Origin of the sequence: Isoalcanivorax indicus (assembly GCF_003259185.1) — a bacterium.
GTDB classification, from domain to species: Bacteria; Pseudomonadota; Gammaproteobacteria; order Pseudomonadales; family Alcanivoracaceae; genus Isoalcanivorax; species Isoalcanivorax indicus.
Window position 1 is genome coordinate 1852570 of sequence record NZ_QGMP01000001.1, and the last position, 15515, is coordinate 1868084.

General features: G+C 62.1%; 13 protein-coding genes. 2 read left to right on the top strand and 11 right to left on the bottom strand.

What is annotated here, in order from left to right:
- Positions 1-107 precede the first annotated feature (107 nt).
- A complete protein-coding gene (locus DKW65_RS08415) occupies positions 108-1019 on the bottom strand; it encodes a TIGR01777 family oxidoreductase (RefSeq protein ID WP_111656828.1) in 912 nt (303 codons plus the stop codon).
- Entirely contained in the window at positions 1016-2638 is a 1623-nt protein-coding gene (locus tag DKW65_RS08420) for a hypothetical protein (RefSeq protein WP_111656829.1), read from the bottom strand. Before DKW65_RS08420 ends, DKW65_RS08415 begins: the two co-directional genes overlap by 4 nt.
- A 114-nt stretch (positions 2639-2752) precedes the next feature.
- On the opposite strand from DKW65_RS08420, the gene DKW65_RS08425 reads away from it, so the two are divergent.
- On the top strand, positions 2753-3667 hold the full coding sequence (locus tag DKW65_RS08425; protein WP_111656830.1) for a DMT family transporter: 915 nt from the start codon (positions 2753-2755) through the stop codon (positions 3665-3667).
- A gap of 216 nt (positions 3668-3883) precedes the next feature.
- A complete protein-coding gene (locus DKW65_RS08430; RefSeq protein ID WP_111656831.1) occupies positions 3884-4123 on the top strand; it encodes a PA3496 family putative envelope integrity protein in 240 nt (79 codons plus the stop codon).
- Positions 4124-4211: 88 nt separating this feature from the next.
- On the opposite strand, the gene sucD is transcribed toward DKW65_RS08430, so the two are convergent.
- From sucD to sdhC, 9 genes are all read right to left on the bottom strand, one after another.
- Positions 4212-5087 carry a succinate--CoA ligase subunit alpha gene (sucD, locus tag DKW65_RS08435; protein WP_111656832.1) on the bottom strand — a complete coding sequence of 292 codons (876 nt, stop codon included), beginning with the start codon at positions 5085-5087 and terminating at the stop codon, positions 4212-4214.
- On the bottom strand, positions 5084-6253 hold the full coding sequence (gene sucC, locus DKW65_RS08440; RefSeq protein ID WP_111656833.1) for an ADP-forming succinate--CoA ligase subunit beta: 1170 nt from the start codon (positions 6251-6253) through the stop codon (positions 5084-5086). Before sucC ends, sucD begins: the two co-directional genes overlap by 4 nt.
- Positions 6254-6326: 73 nt before the next feature.
- Positions 6327-7769 carry a dihydrolipoyl dehydrogenase gene (gene lpdA / locus DKW65_RS08445; protein WP_111656834.1) on the bottom strand — a complete coding sequence of 481 codons (1443 nt, stop codon included), beginning with the start codon at positions 7767-7769 and terminating at the stop codon, positions 6327-6329.
- A gap of 13 nt (positions 7770-7782) precedes the next feature.
- Complete coding sequence (odhB, locus tag DKW65_RS08450) at positions 7783-9060, bottom strand: 2-oxoglutarate dehydrogenase complex dihydrolipoyllysine-residue succinyltransferase (RefSeq protein WP_111656835.1); 1278 nt, start codon at positions 9058-9060, stop codon at positions 7783-7785.
- Positions 9061-9093: 33 nt separating this feature from the next.
- Complete coding sequence (locus DKW65_RS08455; protein ID WP_111656836.1) at positions 9094-11931, bottom strand: 2-oxoglutarate dehydrogenase E1 component; 2838 nt, start codon at positions 11929-11931, stop codon at positions 9094-9096.
- Positions 11932-12221: 290 nt separating this feature from the next.
- Positions 12222-12938 carry a succinate dehydrogenase iron-sulfur subunit gene (locus DKW65_RS08460; RefSeq protein ID WP_111656837.1) on the bottom strand — a complete coding sequence of 239 codons (717 nt, stop codon included), beginning with the start codon at positions 12936-12938 and terminating at the stop codon, positions 12222-12224.
- 12 nt (positions 12939-12950) lie between these two features.
- Positions 12951-14726 carry a succinate dehydrogenase flavoprotein subunit gene (sdhA, locus tag DKW65_RS08465; RefSeq protein ID WP_111656838.1) on the bottom strand — a complete coding sequence of 592 codons (1776 nt, stop codon included), beginning with the start codon at positions 14724-14726 and terminating at the stop codon, positions 12951-12953.
- A 3-nt stretch (positions 14727-14729) separates the two neighbouring features.
- The gene (gene sdhD / locus DKW65_RS08470; protein ID WP_111656839.1) at positions 14730-15101 is read right to left on the bottom strand and encodes a succinate dehydrogenase, hydrophobic membrane anchor protein; all 372 of its coding nucleotides are present in this window, start codon (positions 15099-15101) and stop codon (positions 14730-14732) included.
- On the bottom strand, positions 15095-15469 hold the full coding sequence (gene sdhC / locus DKW65_RS08475; RefSeq protein WP_111657585.1) for a succinate dehydrogenase, cytochrome b556 subunit: 375 nt from the start codon (positions 15467-15469) through the stop codon (positions 15095-15097). The genes sdhD and sdhC overlap by 7 nt, the downstream gene beginning before the upstream one ends.
- Positions 15470-15515: the final 46 nt, after the last annotated feature.

Genomic DNA, 15515 nt, shown 5'->3' on the forward strand with positions numbered 1-15515 from the left:
AGGCCATGACGGCGTCTGGCATCCCGGACGCTGGCAGAGTGCCAGCGTGGGCTTGCCGGGCATCATAAGCATCCGTCCCATACACCGCAACGAGCACCGCACCACGCTCAGTCATCCGCAGCGCCGAGCACGGCGTCCAGGGCGGCACTCATCTCCGGATAGCGAAACGCGAACCCCTGATCCTGCAGGCGGCGCGGCAGTACCCGCTGGCCACCCAGCAACAACCCCGACATCTCGCCCAGTGCCAGCTTCAGCGGCCAGCCCGGCACGCGCATGAACCCGGGCCGTCGACTCTTTTCGGCCAACAGACGGTGAAAACGCCCATGGGGCAAGGGCTGGGGCGCCACGGCGTTGTACACGCCGCTGGCGGCGGGCGTGTCCAGGCAACGCAGGATCAGCGCCACCAGGTCGTCAACATGAATCCAGGACATCCACTGCTGGCCATCACCCAGCTGGGCCCCCAGACCCAGCCGATACACCGGCCGCAGACGTGCGAGCATCCCGCCCGGCCCCATGACAACGCCGATGCGCAGGATACACAGGCGCAAGTCCCAGGCCTGGGCCACCTCACGGGCGGCCTGCTCCCAGGCATCGCAGAGCAGATAGGTGAAATCCCGTCTGACCGCAGGTGACGTTTCGGTGAGCTCCGCATTGCCCGCATCGCCATAGAAGCCGATCGCAGAGCCGCTGATCAGCACCTGCGGACGCTGCGCCAGACGTGCCAGCAGATCGCCCAGCGCCTGCGTCACCCCGACACGGCTGTCCAGCAAGACCTGTTTGCGGCGGGCGCTCCAGCGAGCGTCGGCAATGCCCTCGCCGGCCAGATTGATGACCGCATCGAACACCTCGTCCGAGCCGATCTCGTCAAAACGGCGCACACAGCGACTGCCTTCGGGCAGGCGCTGGCGGGCTTGATCGGGATGCCGGGTCAGCACGGTAAGCTGGTGGCCATGGCGCGCCAGTGCAGGACAAAGGTGGCCACCGACAAAGCCGGTGCCACCGGTAATCAGGATGTTCATTGGCCGGATACCTGTTCCAGGTCAGCAATCTCGTCGTACCGGTAGTAGTACTCCAGCGTACCCGAACCCACCGGCACCTCAAGCGTCAGTTGCGATGACCCGATATGCGTGACCACGCCCGTGCGCTGCCGCCCGTCCCGGCCGTGCACACGCACCTGCCGGCCAAGATACTCGCTGAACGGCAACGCCTCTTCCGGCGCGTCGGCGGCAGCGGAATCCGCGGCACCGTCCGGCGTCTCTTCCTGCGTCTGCTCCGGCACGCCCTGTTCATCCGGCACGGGGCCGCTGCCCTCGATATAGATGCGCTGGCCATCGGCCAGTTCGAGCATGCGCACTTCATCGGCGCTGACCGCGTACGACAGGGTGCCGCTGCCGACCGTGGTCTCCAGCAGCAGCCGCTCGCGCGACATGCCACGGATGATCCCGGTCTGGCGACTGCCATCGGTTCGCGTCATGCGCACCTGACGCCCCTCATACTGATCCAGCGCATGGAAAGGCTGCGTGATCGGTCGCGGCGGCGCGCTGGCTTCCTCTTTATGCGTGCTGCGGGGGGCGCTCTCAACGCGTCGCAGCCCGCCCTGCTCACCTTCCTCGATGACGATGACCTCGGCACGCCCCGGGCGTACCGACCAGCCCACTTCAGCACGCGTCAGGTGCAGCAGGCGCTCCTCGATGCGGCCATTGAACAGCACCACCCGCACCCGGCTTGTCGCGGTGCTTTCGCGCCGCTGCATGCGTGTTTCAAGAATGCGCATCTCCTGCACGGCGCCTTCCGGAAACTGCCCGTGCAGGTGCTCGCGCACCAGATAGTTCAATGTGTCGACATGGTCGAAGGTGACATCTACACGGCCATCGACATAACGCAGGCGATTGGTGTGGGCGGTAAAGTCACCGGACAGGAAACTGCGGCGTGTGTCCGGCAGGATCAGCTGCAGGAACCCGGTCAGGCGGTTGTTATCCAGCGGCGCCAGTTGCAACTCCATCCGGTAGCCACTGCGAATGATGCGGGTCTCGGGCAACTCACTGTCCGAGGTCCGCCAGGAGACATGGATCTCCGGCGGCGAGGGATCGTCCGGCCGTACCAGCACGGTACGGCGCTGGGTAATGGGCAGCGGGTCCTGATGCAGCATGATGCGCACCGACAGATCACTGAGGAAGCCATCCCCCTGTTGCGCGGTCAGTACCCCGTTGACCAGTTCCACCCGGTCGTACACGAACGGCTGCCCGTTCAGGTTGCCGCTCAGGCGCGGATTGTCGTCATTGCGAATGGCAATACGAATGGCGTCCTCGGAGCTGACAAAGGTGTTCAGGTCGGCACGCTGACTGCCCGCCAGCATGGGCACACCCTGCTCGCTGGCAAACAGCCGCAGGGGCGACTGCAACAGCAAGGGATCCCGTACCAGCGCCAGCCCCAGGCCAATCAGCACCAGCGCCACGCCAAGCACGCGCATCAATGCCGCCCACCAGACCTCCGCAAAGTGCTCCTGCACATAGCGCAGGCCCACCAGCGGTAACAGGAACCACAATGGACTGCGGCCACGGCCAGCAATGTCGCGCATCAGCGCCAGGGTGCCCAGCAGCACCAGCGTCAGGCCGGCTATCAGTGTCGCCTCGATCATTAGAGTCCCATCTCCCCGGGGGCTTTTGATATTATTCGCTGCACACGCACTGCGCCACCTGCATCACTTTACAAAGCCTGTCGGTCACTGACCAGCAGGCCGGGGACACCATCCTTGGCAACGCTTGACCGCCATCACATTCCGCTGGGTGTTTTTTACGCCGTGGCGACCACGATCGTTGCCAGCACGGCGGCGGCGACGGTGAAGTACATCAGCGCCGACGGCATCTCGCCCTGGCTCATCGTCTGGGTGCAATACGGCCTGTGCACCCTGCTGCTGTTGCCCTGGTTATGCCGCCATGGCGGGCGCGCTCTGGCCACCCGGCGCCCGTTGCTGCACACCGTGCGTTCGCTGGGCGGCTGGCTCGGCTTTACCTGCTATTACCTGGCGCTGCCGCATATTCCGCTGGTGGATGCGACCCTGTTGCGCAGCGCCGCGCCACTGTGGGTGCCGCTGGTGGTGCTGGTGGGCATGCAACAGCGCATTCCCGCTGTGCGCTGGATCGCCCTGCTCGGCGGCTTTATCGGTGTGCTACTGATCCTGCGGCCGGGCCAGCACGGTATTCACGGAGGCCACCTGCTCGGTATCGTCGCCGGCCTGGCGCTGGCCGTCTCCATGGCCACCACCCGCGCGCTCTCCAGCAGTGAGCCCGCCAACCGTGTCCTGTTCTACTACTTCGGCATTTCCTTTCTGGCCAGTACCCCCATGGGCCTGGCCCACCTGCAACCGGTGTCGCCCCAGGCGCTGGCCGGCATGGTCTATGTCGGGCTGTCTATCTTCGTCACCATGGTGCTCTACACCCGTGCCTATAGCCACGCCCCGACCACACTGATTGCGCCCCTGAGCTACGCCGCCGTCCCCGTCGCCGGGTTGCTGGACTGGTGGCTGTGGCGCCAGTTGCCAGACGGCGTCGCTCTGGCAGGGGTCGCGCTGGTCATCGCCAGCGGCGTGCTGGCGGTTCTGGTTGGCGCCCTGAGGGCGCCGTCCGCCATGTCCGGCACTGCCGATCGCCAGCGCTCAGAGCACTGATCCGGCGCGGCAAAGCGCCGCAGGACGGGCTCGCCATCCATCGTCCGACAGGCGGCACAAATTAGTGCAATATTTTTCTTGTCAAGGAAAAAAACAGGCGGTATACAGGCGCTGAGGGTCCTGATCCGGTATCGGTGCCAGGCCGGTTCCCTCCCGTCACGGCAGGCCGCGGCGGCAAGACAGTCAAGTTGAGTGGTACACGCAGGAGGCCCTGCCATGACCGATCATCGCACTGAGCATGACTACGACGAAACGGATGAGATGCTGATGAACGAGGATATCGATTTTCTCGAAGAAGATGCTGAAGAAGAGCAGGAAGACAGTGCTCCGCGTTCGCGCGCCTTCAATCTGGACATGCGCCATCGCATTGAAGACCGGCTGGAGCAGCGGCGACTGGCTCGAGAGATCAATGATTATGAATTCTTCGATCTGGATGATGACGACACATTACACTGATTCCGGAACGTGAAAAGCCGGCTCAGAAGAGCCGGCTTTTTTTATGCCCGGGCTTTTATGCCCGCACTGTCGTGCGGGCCAGCCAGGTTTACCAGCCCGTCAGTTCCTTCAGCGCCTGGCCGATCTGGGCCGGGTTGCGGACGGTTTTCACGCCAGCCTCTTCAAGCACAGCGAACTTCTCGTCTGCCGTGCCCTTGCCACCGGCGATAATGGCACCGGCATGCCCCATGCGCTTGCCGGCAGGGGCGGTCACACCCGCGATGTAGGACACCACCGGCTTGGTCACGTGCTCCTTGATGTAGGCCGCCGCTTCATCTTCGGCCGTACCGCCGATCTCACCCACCATGATGATGGCTTCGGTCTGCGGATCGTTCTGGAACAGCTCCAGCGCGTCGATGAAGGTGGTGCCCGGAATCGGATCGCCACCGATACCAATGCAGGTGGACTGACCAAAACCCAGCGTCGTGGTCTGGTTGACCGCTTCGTAAGTCAGGGTGCCCGAACGGGAAACGATGCCCACCTTGCCCGGCTTGTGGATATGGCCCGGCATGATGCCGATCTTGCACTGGCCCGGAGTAATGATGCCCGGGCAGTTCGGGCCGATCAGGCGTACACCCTCCTTGCGGGTGATGTATTCCTTCACATAAAGCATATCCAGCGCCGGGATGCCTTCGGTGATGCAGACAATCAGCTCGATACCGGCATCAGCCGCTTCGATGATGGAGTCCTTGCAGAAAGGCGCAGGCACATAGATGACCGACGCGGTCGCGCCGGTCTTTTTCACGGCTTCAGCCACGGTGTTGAACACCGGCAGGCCCAGATGCGTCTGGCCACCCTTGCCCGGCGTGACACCGCCCACCATCTTCGTGCCGTAGGCGATCGCCTGCTCGGAATGGAAGGTGCCCTGCGCGCCGGTGAAGCCCTGACAGATGACCTTGGTGTCTTTATCAATCAGTACGCTCACGCTGCACCCCCGACTGCTTTCACGATCTGCTCAGCGGCATCGTCGAAACTCTTCGCCGCAATGATGTTGAGGCCGCTCTCGGCCAGCTTCTGCGCACCCAGCTCGGCATTGTTGCCTTCCAGACGCACCACCACGGGCACCTTGACGCCCACTTCCTCTACCGCGCCGAGAATACCGTCCGCGATCAGGTCGCAACGTACGATACCGCCAAAGATGTTCACGAGTACGCCTTTCACCTGATCATCCGAGAGAATGATCTTGAACGCTTCCGTGACACGCTCCTTGGTGGCACCACCGCCAACATCCAGGAAATTGGCCGGTGCCCCGCCTTTCAGCTTGACCAGATCCATGGTGCCCATGGCCAGACCGGCACCGTTCACCATGCAACCGATATTGCCGTCCAGTGCCACATAGTTCAGATCCCACTCGGCAGCACGACGCTCACGGGCATCTTCCTGGGTCGGATCTTCCAGCGCTTTCAGTTCCGGGTGGCGATACAGGGCACTGCCGTCAATGTTCAGCTTGGCGTCCAGGCAATGCAGATCGCCCTGCTCGGTGATGACCAGCGGATTGATTTCCAGCAGGGCCAGATCCTTTTCTTCGAACAGCTTGGCCAGGCCAAGGAAAATCTTGACGAACTGCTTGATCTGGTCGCCTTTCAGGCCCAGCTGGAAAGCCAGCTCACGGCCCTGATACGGCTGCGCGCCCACCAGCGGGTCGATGATCGCCTTGAGAATCTTCTCAGGCGTTTCCTCAGCCACCTTCTCGATTTCCACGCCGCCTTCGGTCGACGCCATGAACACCACACGACGGGTGGCACGGTCTACCACGGCCCCCAGGTACAGCTCATCGGCGATGTCGGTGCAGGTCTCCACCAGAATCTTCGATACCGGCTGGCCACGCTCGTCGGTCTGGAAGGTCACCAGGCGCTGGCCCAGCCATTTCTTCGCAAATTCCGCTGCGGCTTCCGGGCTTTCCACCAGCTTGACGCCGCCCGCCTTGCCACGGCCACCGGCGTGCACCTGGGCCTTCACCACCCAGCGATCGCCACCGATCTCTTTCGCCTTGGCCGCCACTTCTTCCGGGGTATCACAGGCAAAGCCTGTGGATACCGGCAGCCCGTACTCGGCAAAGAGCTGCTTGCCCTGATATTCATGCAGGTTCATGTCAGGTTTCCACCATCTGTTTGATTAATCGATCGGGCCGCTTTCCTTTTGAGAAAGCGGCCCGAAACCCGTTTTACTTCTTGCGGCGACGTTGTGCCACATGAATGGCCCGGTAATCCGCCGCCAGAGCCGCCTCGTGGACGGTTTCCGACAGCGCCGGATGACTGAACACCATCAACTGCAGGTCTTCGATGGTCGAACCGAACTCGATGGCGATCACACCTTGCTGCACCAGCTCGGAGGCCTGCGGACCGATGACATGCATACCGACAACGCGGTCAGTCTTCTCGTCAACCACGAACTTGACCATGCCGTCAGCATCATCAGCAGCCAGCGCCCGACCGTTGGCGGCAAAAGGCACCACGCCGGTCTTGTAGGCTTCACCAGAGGCCTTCACCTCGTCTTCCGTTTTACCCACCCAGGCCACTTCCGGATGGGTATAGATCACAGCGGCAATCGCGTCGTAGTTCACCTGGGTGTGCTCCCCGGCAATCACTTCTGCCACCATGACGCCCTCTTCCAGCGCCTTGTGCGCCAGCGCCGGGCCACGCACCAGATCACCAATGGCATAAACGCCCGGTGCATCCGTGCGGCACTGGCTGTCGACATAGATGAAATTGCGTTCATCCAGCGATACGCCAGCATCCTGAGACAGCAGGTCGCTGGTCATGGGGCGACGCCCCACCGCCACGATCAGCTTGTCGAAGGTTTCACTGTGCTCACCGGCGCCGTCTTCATAGCTGACGGTGATCTTCTTGCCCTTGGCCTCGGAACCGATGACCCGCGCGCCCAGGCGGATATCCAGCCCCTGCTTGCCCAGCAACTTGAAGGCTTCCTTGCTGATCTGGCTGTCGACATTGGGCAGGAAGGTATCAACGGCTTCGAGCACCACCACTTCTGCGCCCAGACGGGCCCAGACACTGCCCAGCTCCAGGCCGATGACACCGGCGCCGATCACACCGAGGCGCTTGGGCACCGAGGTAAATTCCAGTGCGCCAGTGGAATCCACCACCAGATCGTCCTGCAACGGCGCCACGCCGATCTCGGTAGGCACCGAACCCGCCGCCAGAATGATGTTTTCGGCCTGCAGGGTTTCGGTGTCGCCCTTTTCGTTCGGCGTGAACTCCACCTGCTTGCCACTGAGCAGCTTGCCCGTGCCCTGCAGCCAGGTCACCTTGTTGGCCTGGAACAGCGCGCCGATACCGCCGGTGAGCTTGAGCACCACCTCGTCCTTGCGCTTCTGCATCTGCTTCATGTCAATCTTCGGCGCATTGACCACCACACCGTGGTTGGCCAGCTTGTTCTTCGTCTCGTAATACTTCCAGGACGAATCCAGCAGCGCCTTGGACGGAATGCAGCCCACATTCAGGCAGGTGCCGCCCAGCGCGGGTTTGCCCTGCTTGTTGATGCGCTTCTCGATGCAGGCCGTCTTCATGCCCAGCTGCGCGCAGCGAATCGCCGCAGCGTAACCGCCCGGGCCACCGCCAATAACAATTACGTCGTACTTGTCACTCATAATCTTGTCTTCCTCAGATATCCAGCAGCAGGCGCGCCGGATCTTCGATGAAGTTCTTCACCGCCACCAGGAACTGCACTGCTTCCTTGCCATCAATCAGGCGATGGTCATAGGACAGCGCCAGATACATCATCGGCAGGATCTCGACCTTGCCATCTACGGCCATGGGTCGTTCCTGAATCTTGTGCATCCCGAGAATCGCCGTCTGCGGCGGATTCAGAATCGGCGTAGAGAGCAGCGAACCGAACACACCGCCGTTCGAGATGGTGAAGGTGCCACCCGTCATTTCCTCGATCGACAATTTGCCGTCGCGGGCCTTCTTGCCGTATTCGATGATCTGCGATTCCACCTCAGCCAGACCTTTCTGGTCGGCATCACGCATCACCGGCACCACCAGCCCCCGATCCGAGGACACCGCCACGCCAATGTCGTAATAACCGTGGTAGACGATGTCATCGCCGTCAATGGAGGCGTTCACCGCCGGGAAGCGCTTCAGCGCCTCGACACAGGCGCGGACAAAAAAGCCCATGAAGCCCAGCCGCACGCCATGCGTCTTCTCGAAGTCGGTCTGGTAATGCTTGCGCATGTCCATGATCGGCTTCATGTTCACCTCGTTGAAGGTGGTGAGCATGGCCGCGTCCTGCTGGGCAGACACCAGACGTTCGGCAATACGCTTGCGCAACCGGGTCATGGGTACGCGGCGCTCTTCGCGCTCGCCCGGCACAGCAGGCACCTCGGCATGACCAGGCTGGGGAGCCTTGGCCGCCGGATCGCTGGCACGCCGTTCTTCACGCGACTTGAGTGCCTTCTCGACATCCTCGCGGGTAATGCGGCCACCCTTGCCGGTGCCCTCCACCGAGCCCGCATCAATGCCGTGCTCGCTCATCAGCTTGCGGGCGGCCGGGCCGGCGGCAGCGTCGTCATCACCAGCGGCAGCCTTGCTGTCGCTGGTGCTGTCGCGCTTGCTGTCACCGGAGGCAGCGGCTTCTGCGGGTTTCTTGTCCTCGCTGGCGGCGTCCTTGCTGTCCGAAGACGCAGACTTGCCTCCGGCAGCATCGGTGTCGAGACTGCCCAGCAGTTCCTGGCTCTCGACGGTGTCACCTTCAGCCTTGAGAATCTTGCCCAGCACACCGTCGGCGGTGGCCACGACTTCCAGCACCACCTTGTCGGTTTCAATATCAACCAGTAGCTCGTCCCGCTTGACCTGATCCCCTTCCTGCTTGTGCCAGGTGGCGACCGTACCGTCTGCTACCGATTCCGGAAATTGTGGCGCTTTGATTTCGATTGACATGTTATGCCCTTGATTCCGTGTTCATTCTGGAAATTACTCAAGCCCGAAAGCGTCCTGCACCAGCTTCTGCTGCTGCGCTACATGCTGGGACATCAGCCCGGCCGCAGGCGCGGCGGCGGAATCGCGGCCAGCGTATTGCAGATTCAGCTTCGGATTCAGTCGTGCAACCACATTGCGCATATGGTGCTGGCTGCAATACCAGGCGCCCTGATTCATCGGCTCTTCCTGGCACCACACCACATGCTTGAGCTTGCTGTACTGCTCGATCACCTCGTACAAGCGGTCCTCCGGGAACGGGTACAGCTGCTCGATACGGACAATGGCGGTGTCGGTCAGCCCCTCGGCTTCCCGTTTTTCCAGCAAGTCGAAATACACCTTGCCGCTGCACAGGACCAGACGCGTCACTTTTGCCGGATCGAGCGCTTCCACTTCAGGCAATACGGTCTGGAAGCGGCCACCGGCGAGTTCGTCCAGCGTGGAAATGGCGCGCTTGTGACGCAGCAGGCTTTTCGGGCTCATCACTACCAGCGGCTTGCGCAACGGACGGATCGCCTGGCGGCGCAGCAGATGGAAAATCTGCGCCGGCGTGGTCGGCATGCAGACCTGCATGTTGTGCTCGGCGCACAGCTGCAGGAAGCGCTCCAGACGCGCAGACGAATGCTCCGGGCCCTGCCCTTCATAACCGTGCGGCAGCAGCAGGGTCAGGCCACAGACACGGGCCCACTTGGCTTCACCGGAGGAGATGAACTGGTCGATCACCACCTGGGCGCCGTTGGCAAAGTCACCGAACTGGGCTTCCCAGATCACCAGCGACTTGGGCGCCGTGGTGGAGTAGCCGTACTCGAACGCCAGCACCGCTTCTTCAGACAGCAGCGAGTCGTAAATCTCGAACGGCGGCTGCTCCTTGTAGAGATGCTGCAAAGGCACATAGGGCTCGCCGTTCTTCTGGTTGTGCAGCACGGCGTGACGGTGCGAGAAGGTACCACGACCGCAATCCTGGCCGGTCAGCCGCACCGGGAAGCCCTGATCGATCAGCGTGGCGTAGGCCAGCGTCTCGGCGTAGCCCCAGTTGATCGGCAAGGCACCGGCGGTCATCTTGCGGCGGTCTTCCAGAATCTTCTTCACCTGACGCTGGGCCACGAAGCCTTCCGGCATGGTTTCCAGCTGCGTCGCCAGGCTCTGCATCTTCTTGAGCTTGAAGCCGGTATCCCAGTCGTCCACCACGTCGTGACCGATATACGGCGACCAGTCCACGAACAGCGCCTTGTTCGGCTCACGCACCAGGGACTTCACCACGTGATTCCCCTGATCCAGGGTATTGCGGTAATCCTCGGCCATGCTGCTGCTTTCGCCTTCGGACACCACCGAGGCGCTGATCAGACGCTCGGCATACAGGGTACGCGTGGTCGGATGCGACTTGATCTTCTTGTACATCAGCGGCTGGGTGGCGGACGGTTCATCCGCTTCATTGTGCCCCAGACGGCGATAGCAGATCAGGTCGATGACCACATCCTTCTTGAACTGCATGCGGTAATCCATCGCCACCTGGGTGACGAAAAACACCGCTTCCGGGTCATCGCCGTTCACATGGAAAATCGGGGCCTGCACCATCTTCGCCACGTCGGTGCAATATTCGGTGGAACGCGCATCTTCACGGCGGCTGGTGGTAAAGCCGACCTGGTTGTTGATGATCACATGCACCGTACCGCCGGTCTTGAAGCCGCGGGTCTGGGACATCTGGAAGGTTTCCATGACCACGCCCTGCCCCGCGAAAGCGGCATCACCGTGCAGCAACAGCGGCACCACCTGGTCGCCTTCATCGTCATCACGACGCTCCTGGCGAGCCCGCACCGAGCCCTCTACCACAGGCGAGACGATTTCCAGGTGTGACGGGTTGAAGGCCATGGCCAGGTGCACTTCGCCGCCAGGCGTCTGCACGTTGGACGAGAAGCCCTGGTGGTACTTCACATCACCCGAGCCCTTCTCGTTGAAGGTCTTGCCCTCGAATTCACCGAACAGGTCCGCCGGGCTCTTGCCCAGGGTATTGACCAGTACGTTGAGGCGGCCACGGTGGGCCATGCCGATGACGATTTCCTTGACGCCATAGCTGCCAGCGCGCTGGATCACTTCGTCCACCAGCGGAATCAGGGATTCACCGCCCTCCAGGCCGAAGCGCTTGGTGCCGGGATAGCGGCTGCCCAGGTACTTCTCCAGCCCTTCTGCAGCGGTCAGGCGCTCGAAGATATGCTTGCGCACCTCGTCGCTGTACTGCGGGTGGCTGCGCACACTCTCCATGCGCTGCTGCAGCCAGCGCTTCTCGGCGGTGTTGACGATATGCATGTACTCGGCGCCTACCGTGGAACAGTAGGTGCCGCGCAGGCAGTCAACGATCTCGCGCAGGGTGGCTTCCGGCTTGCCGATAAACAGGTTGCCGGTCTGGAATACGGTATCCAGGTCTGCCTGACTCAGGCCGTGATGGGCCAGGTCCAGATCCGGCACTACTTCACGCTCCATCAGGCCCAGCGGATCCAGGTTGGCCACCTGGTGCCCCCGGTTGCGGTAGGCCGCAATCAGGTGCAGCACCCGCACCTGGCGTCGCTCGTGCTCGGTGCTCACGGCACCGGCACCGAACTTCTGCACCCGGGAGCGGTTCTTGGCCTGCAACAGGAAGTATTCGCGTACGGCGCCGTGGGGCAGATCGGATTCCACGTTGCCTTCGACGCTGGGGAGCTTTTCGAAGTAGGCGCGCCAGTCTTCCGGCACGGAATTGGGATCAGTCAGATAGGATTCGTACAGTTCATCAACATAGGCGGCGTTGCTGCCCCCGATGTGGGAGGTGGCCCACTGGTGCTGCATGGAACTGTCTTGCATCGTGTCCGTTCCTTCTCGGGAGAAGGGACAGGCCCCCTGAGGCCAGTTACTGCGCAGGGGGATCGCCCGATTCCCGCGTGTAGATTACAGAGACGGCGCTTTGTGAGCGCCGACCCTCCCGATACAGATTTCAGGTCGAGGTGGGTAACCCCGAACCCTTATAAGTGTATCGACTTTCACGCCCTATTGTTAGACGCAAAAAGCAAAAAAATTGACAGACTTGCGTGGACTTTGGTCGAAAGTGCGTACAAAAAAGCGGCCCGAGGGCCGCTTGATTGTCAGACACCGGATCAGACCGCCCGCTCAAGGAGCATGGAGCGGATATGACCGATGGCCCGGGTCGGATTGAGCCCCTTCGGGCATACGCTGACGCAGTTCATGATGCCGCGGCAGCGAAACAGCGAGAAGGGATCGTCCAGGTTGCCCAGACGCTCGCCGGTGGCCTGATCGCGGCTGTCCGCCAGGAAGCGGTAGGACTGCAGCAGGGCCGCCGGACCCAGGAACTTCTCCGGGTTCCACCAGAACGACGGGCAGCTGGTGGAGCAGCAGGCGCACAGGATGCACTCGTACAGACCATCGAGCTTGGCCCGCTCTTCCGGGCTCTGCCGCCGCTCGATCGCCGGCGCCGGAGACTCGTTGATCAGATACGGCTTCACCTTCTCGTACTGGTTGTAGAACATGGTCATGTCCACCGCCAGATCACGAATCACCGGCAAGCCGGGCAGCGGGCGAATCACCAGAGGCTTGCGCCCCTCCAGCACACCAGGGGCCACCTCGGACAGCGGCGTGATGCAGGCCAGCCCGTTCTTGCCATTGATGTTCATGCCGTCGGAACCACAGACGCCTTCGCGGCAGGACCGGCGATAGGTCAGAGACGGGTCCTGCTCCTTCACCAGTGCCAGCACGTCCAGCACCATCACATCCTTGCCCTGCGTATCGACCTCGTAGTCCTTCATGAAAGGCTCGCGGTCGGTCTCCGGATTGTAACGATAGATACTGACTTTCATTCCGGGCCTCCGTTAGTAAGTCCGAACCTTCGGCTGGAAGGTCTCGACAGTCTTGGGCGCAAAGTTCACGGCACGCTTGCCGAGCTGCTTGCCCGCAGGGTCATAGATGGAGTGGCACAGCCAGTTCTCATCGTCACGATCCGGGAAATCGTAACGTGAATGCGCGCCACGGCTCTCGGTACGCCCTTCTGCAGCAATGGCAGTCGCTTCAGCCACCTCAAGCAGGTTGTCCAGCTCCAGCGCTTCCACCCGGGCCGTGTTGAAGGCATTGCTCTTGTCCTCGAGGTGCGCATTGGCAATGCGCTCCCGCAGGTCAGCAAGCTTCTTCACGCCTTCTGCCATCAGATCCCCTTTGCGGAACACACCGAAGTGGTTCTGCATGGTCTTCTGCAACTCGGCGCGCAGGGCCATGACAGCCTCACCGCTGGTGCTTTCATTCCAGCGACGCTGGCGGGACAGGGCCGCATCGATATCGTCGGACGACGGCTCCGCCTGCTCCATGCCCTGGCGCAGCGCGTCTTCGATATACAGGCCCGCAGAGCGGCCGAATACCACCAGGTCGAGCAGCGAGTTGCCGCCCAGGCGGTTGGCGCCGTGTACGGACACACAGGCGACTTCACCCACGGCAAACAGGCCGTCAATGATCTGGTCGTCGCCCTGGCTGCCTTCCGACAGGCGGAGTGCCTGACCGTGGATGTTGGCCGGAATGCCACCCATCATGTAATGGCAGGTGGGCACCACCGGAATCGGCTCCTTCACCGGGTCGGCATGGGCAAAGGTCTTGGACAGCTCACAGATCCCCGGCAAGCGGCTGTGCAGCACTTCTTCACCCAGGTGATCCAGCTTCAGGAACACGTGATCGCCATTCGGGCCACAACCGCGACCGTCCAGGATCTCCATCATCATGGAGCGGGCCACCACGTCGCGGCCAGCAAGATCCTTGGCGTTGGGGGCGTAACGCTCCATGAAGCGCTCGCCGTCCTTGTTGACCAGGTAGCCCCCTTCACCACGGCACCCTTCGGTGACCAGGGTGCCTGCACCGGCGATGCCGGTCGGGTGGAACTGCCACATTTCCATGTCCTGGGCCGGTACGCCGGCACGCAGGGCCATCCCCATACCGTCGCCGGTGTTGATCAGGGCGTTGGTGGTCGAGGCATAGATACGCCCGGCACCGCCGGTGGCGAATACCGTTGCCTTCGACTTGAAGAACACCACTTCGCCGGTTTCGATGCACAGGGCAATGACGCCACACACCTGACCCTTCGCGTTCTTCACCAGATCGGTGGCCAGCCACTCGCTGTAGAACTGGGTATTGTGCTTGACGTTCTGCTGATACAGGGTGTGCAGCAGCGCGTGACCGGTACGGTCTGCGGCGGCACAGGTACGGGCCGCCTGGCCACCCTCACCGTAATTCTTGGACTGACCCCCGAACGGGCGCTGGTAGATACGGCCTTCCTCGGTGCGCGAGAACGGCAGACCCATGTGCTCGAGTTCGAACACGGTTTCCGGACCCACGGAGCACATGTACTCGATGGCGTCCTGGTCACCGATATAGTCGGAGCCCTTGACGGTGTCATACATATGCCAGCGCCAGTCGTCATTCGGGTCGGAACTGGCAATGGCGCAGGTAATGCCGCCCTGGGCCGACACGGTATGCGAACGGGTCGGGAATACTTTGGAAATCAGGGCAGTCTTGAAACCCGACTGCGCCAGTTGCAGCGAGGCACGCATGCCCGCGCCGCCGCCGCCGACAATAACGGCATCAAAGGTAACGGTTCTGATCGACATGATTTACGCGCCTCCCCAGATCATCAGCAGGCCCCAGAGCACATAGACCAGGAGCACCAGTACTACCAGCGACTGCACCAGCAAACGCACACCGGTGGCCGCACCGCCAAGCTGGGTGCGGGTAAGATAGTCGGTGGTGACAATCCACAGACCGATCCAGGCGTGCGCGGCAATGGCCAGCACCACCAGGGTGTTGATGATCAGCATCGGCGTGGACGTCATCAGCGCCTTCCACGCCTCGAACTCCAGACCGGGGTTGCAGACCAGATAGCCGATCAGGCCAATCGTGTAGAGTGCCAGCAGCACCGCGCTCGCGCGCTGCACCAGCCAGTCGGACAGGCCGTTACGGCCAAAACTCGTGACGCTGGTTACCATACCCAGACTCCCGCCAGCAGAATCAGTACTACAGATACAGCGATAACCGTGAAAGCGCCGCGACGGCCGCCCTCCAGGGTTTCACCGATCCCCATGTCCATGATCAGGTGTTTGATACCTGCCGCCAGGTGATAGATGAGTGCGGCAAGAATGCCCCAGACCACCAGCTTGGCGAGCGGTGAGGCGAGCAGGTCCTTGAGTTCAGCAAAGCTTTCCGGAGACGCCAGAGAGCGATCCAGCATCCACAGCAGGATCGGCAATGCCACAAACAGGGCAATACCGGCAATACGGTGGGTAATGGAAGCCAGGGCGCTGACCGGGAACTTGATGGTGGTGAGATCCAGATTTACAGGTCGCTTGTCGTTCACGGTAGCCATCACTATTAGCCGGGCCCCGGGGTCACCGGAGCAGTTG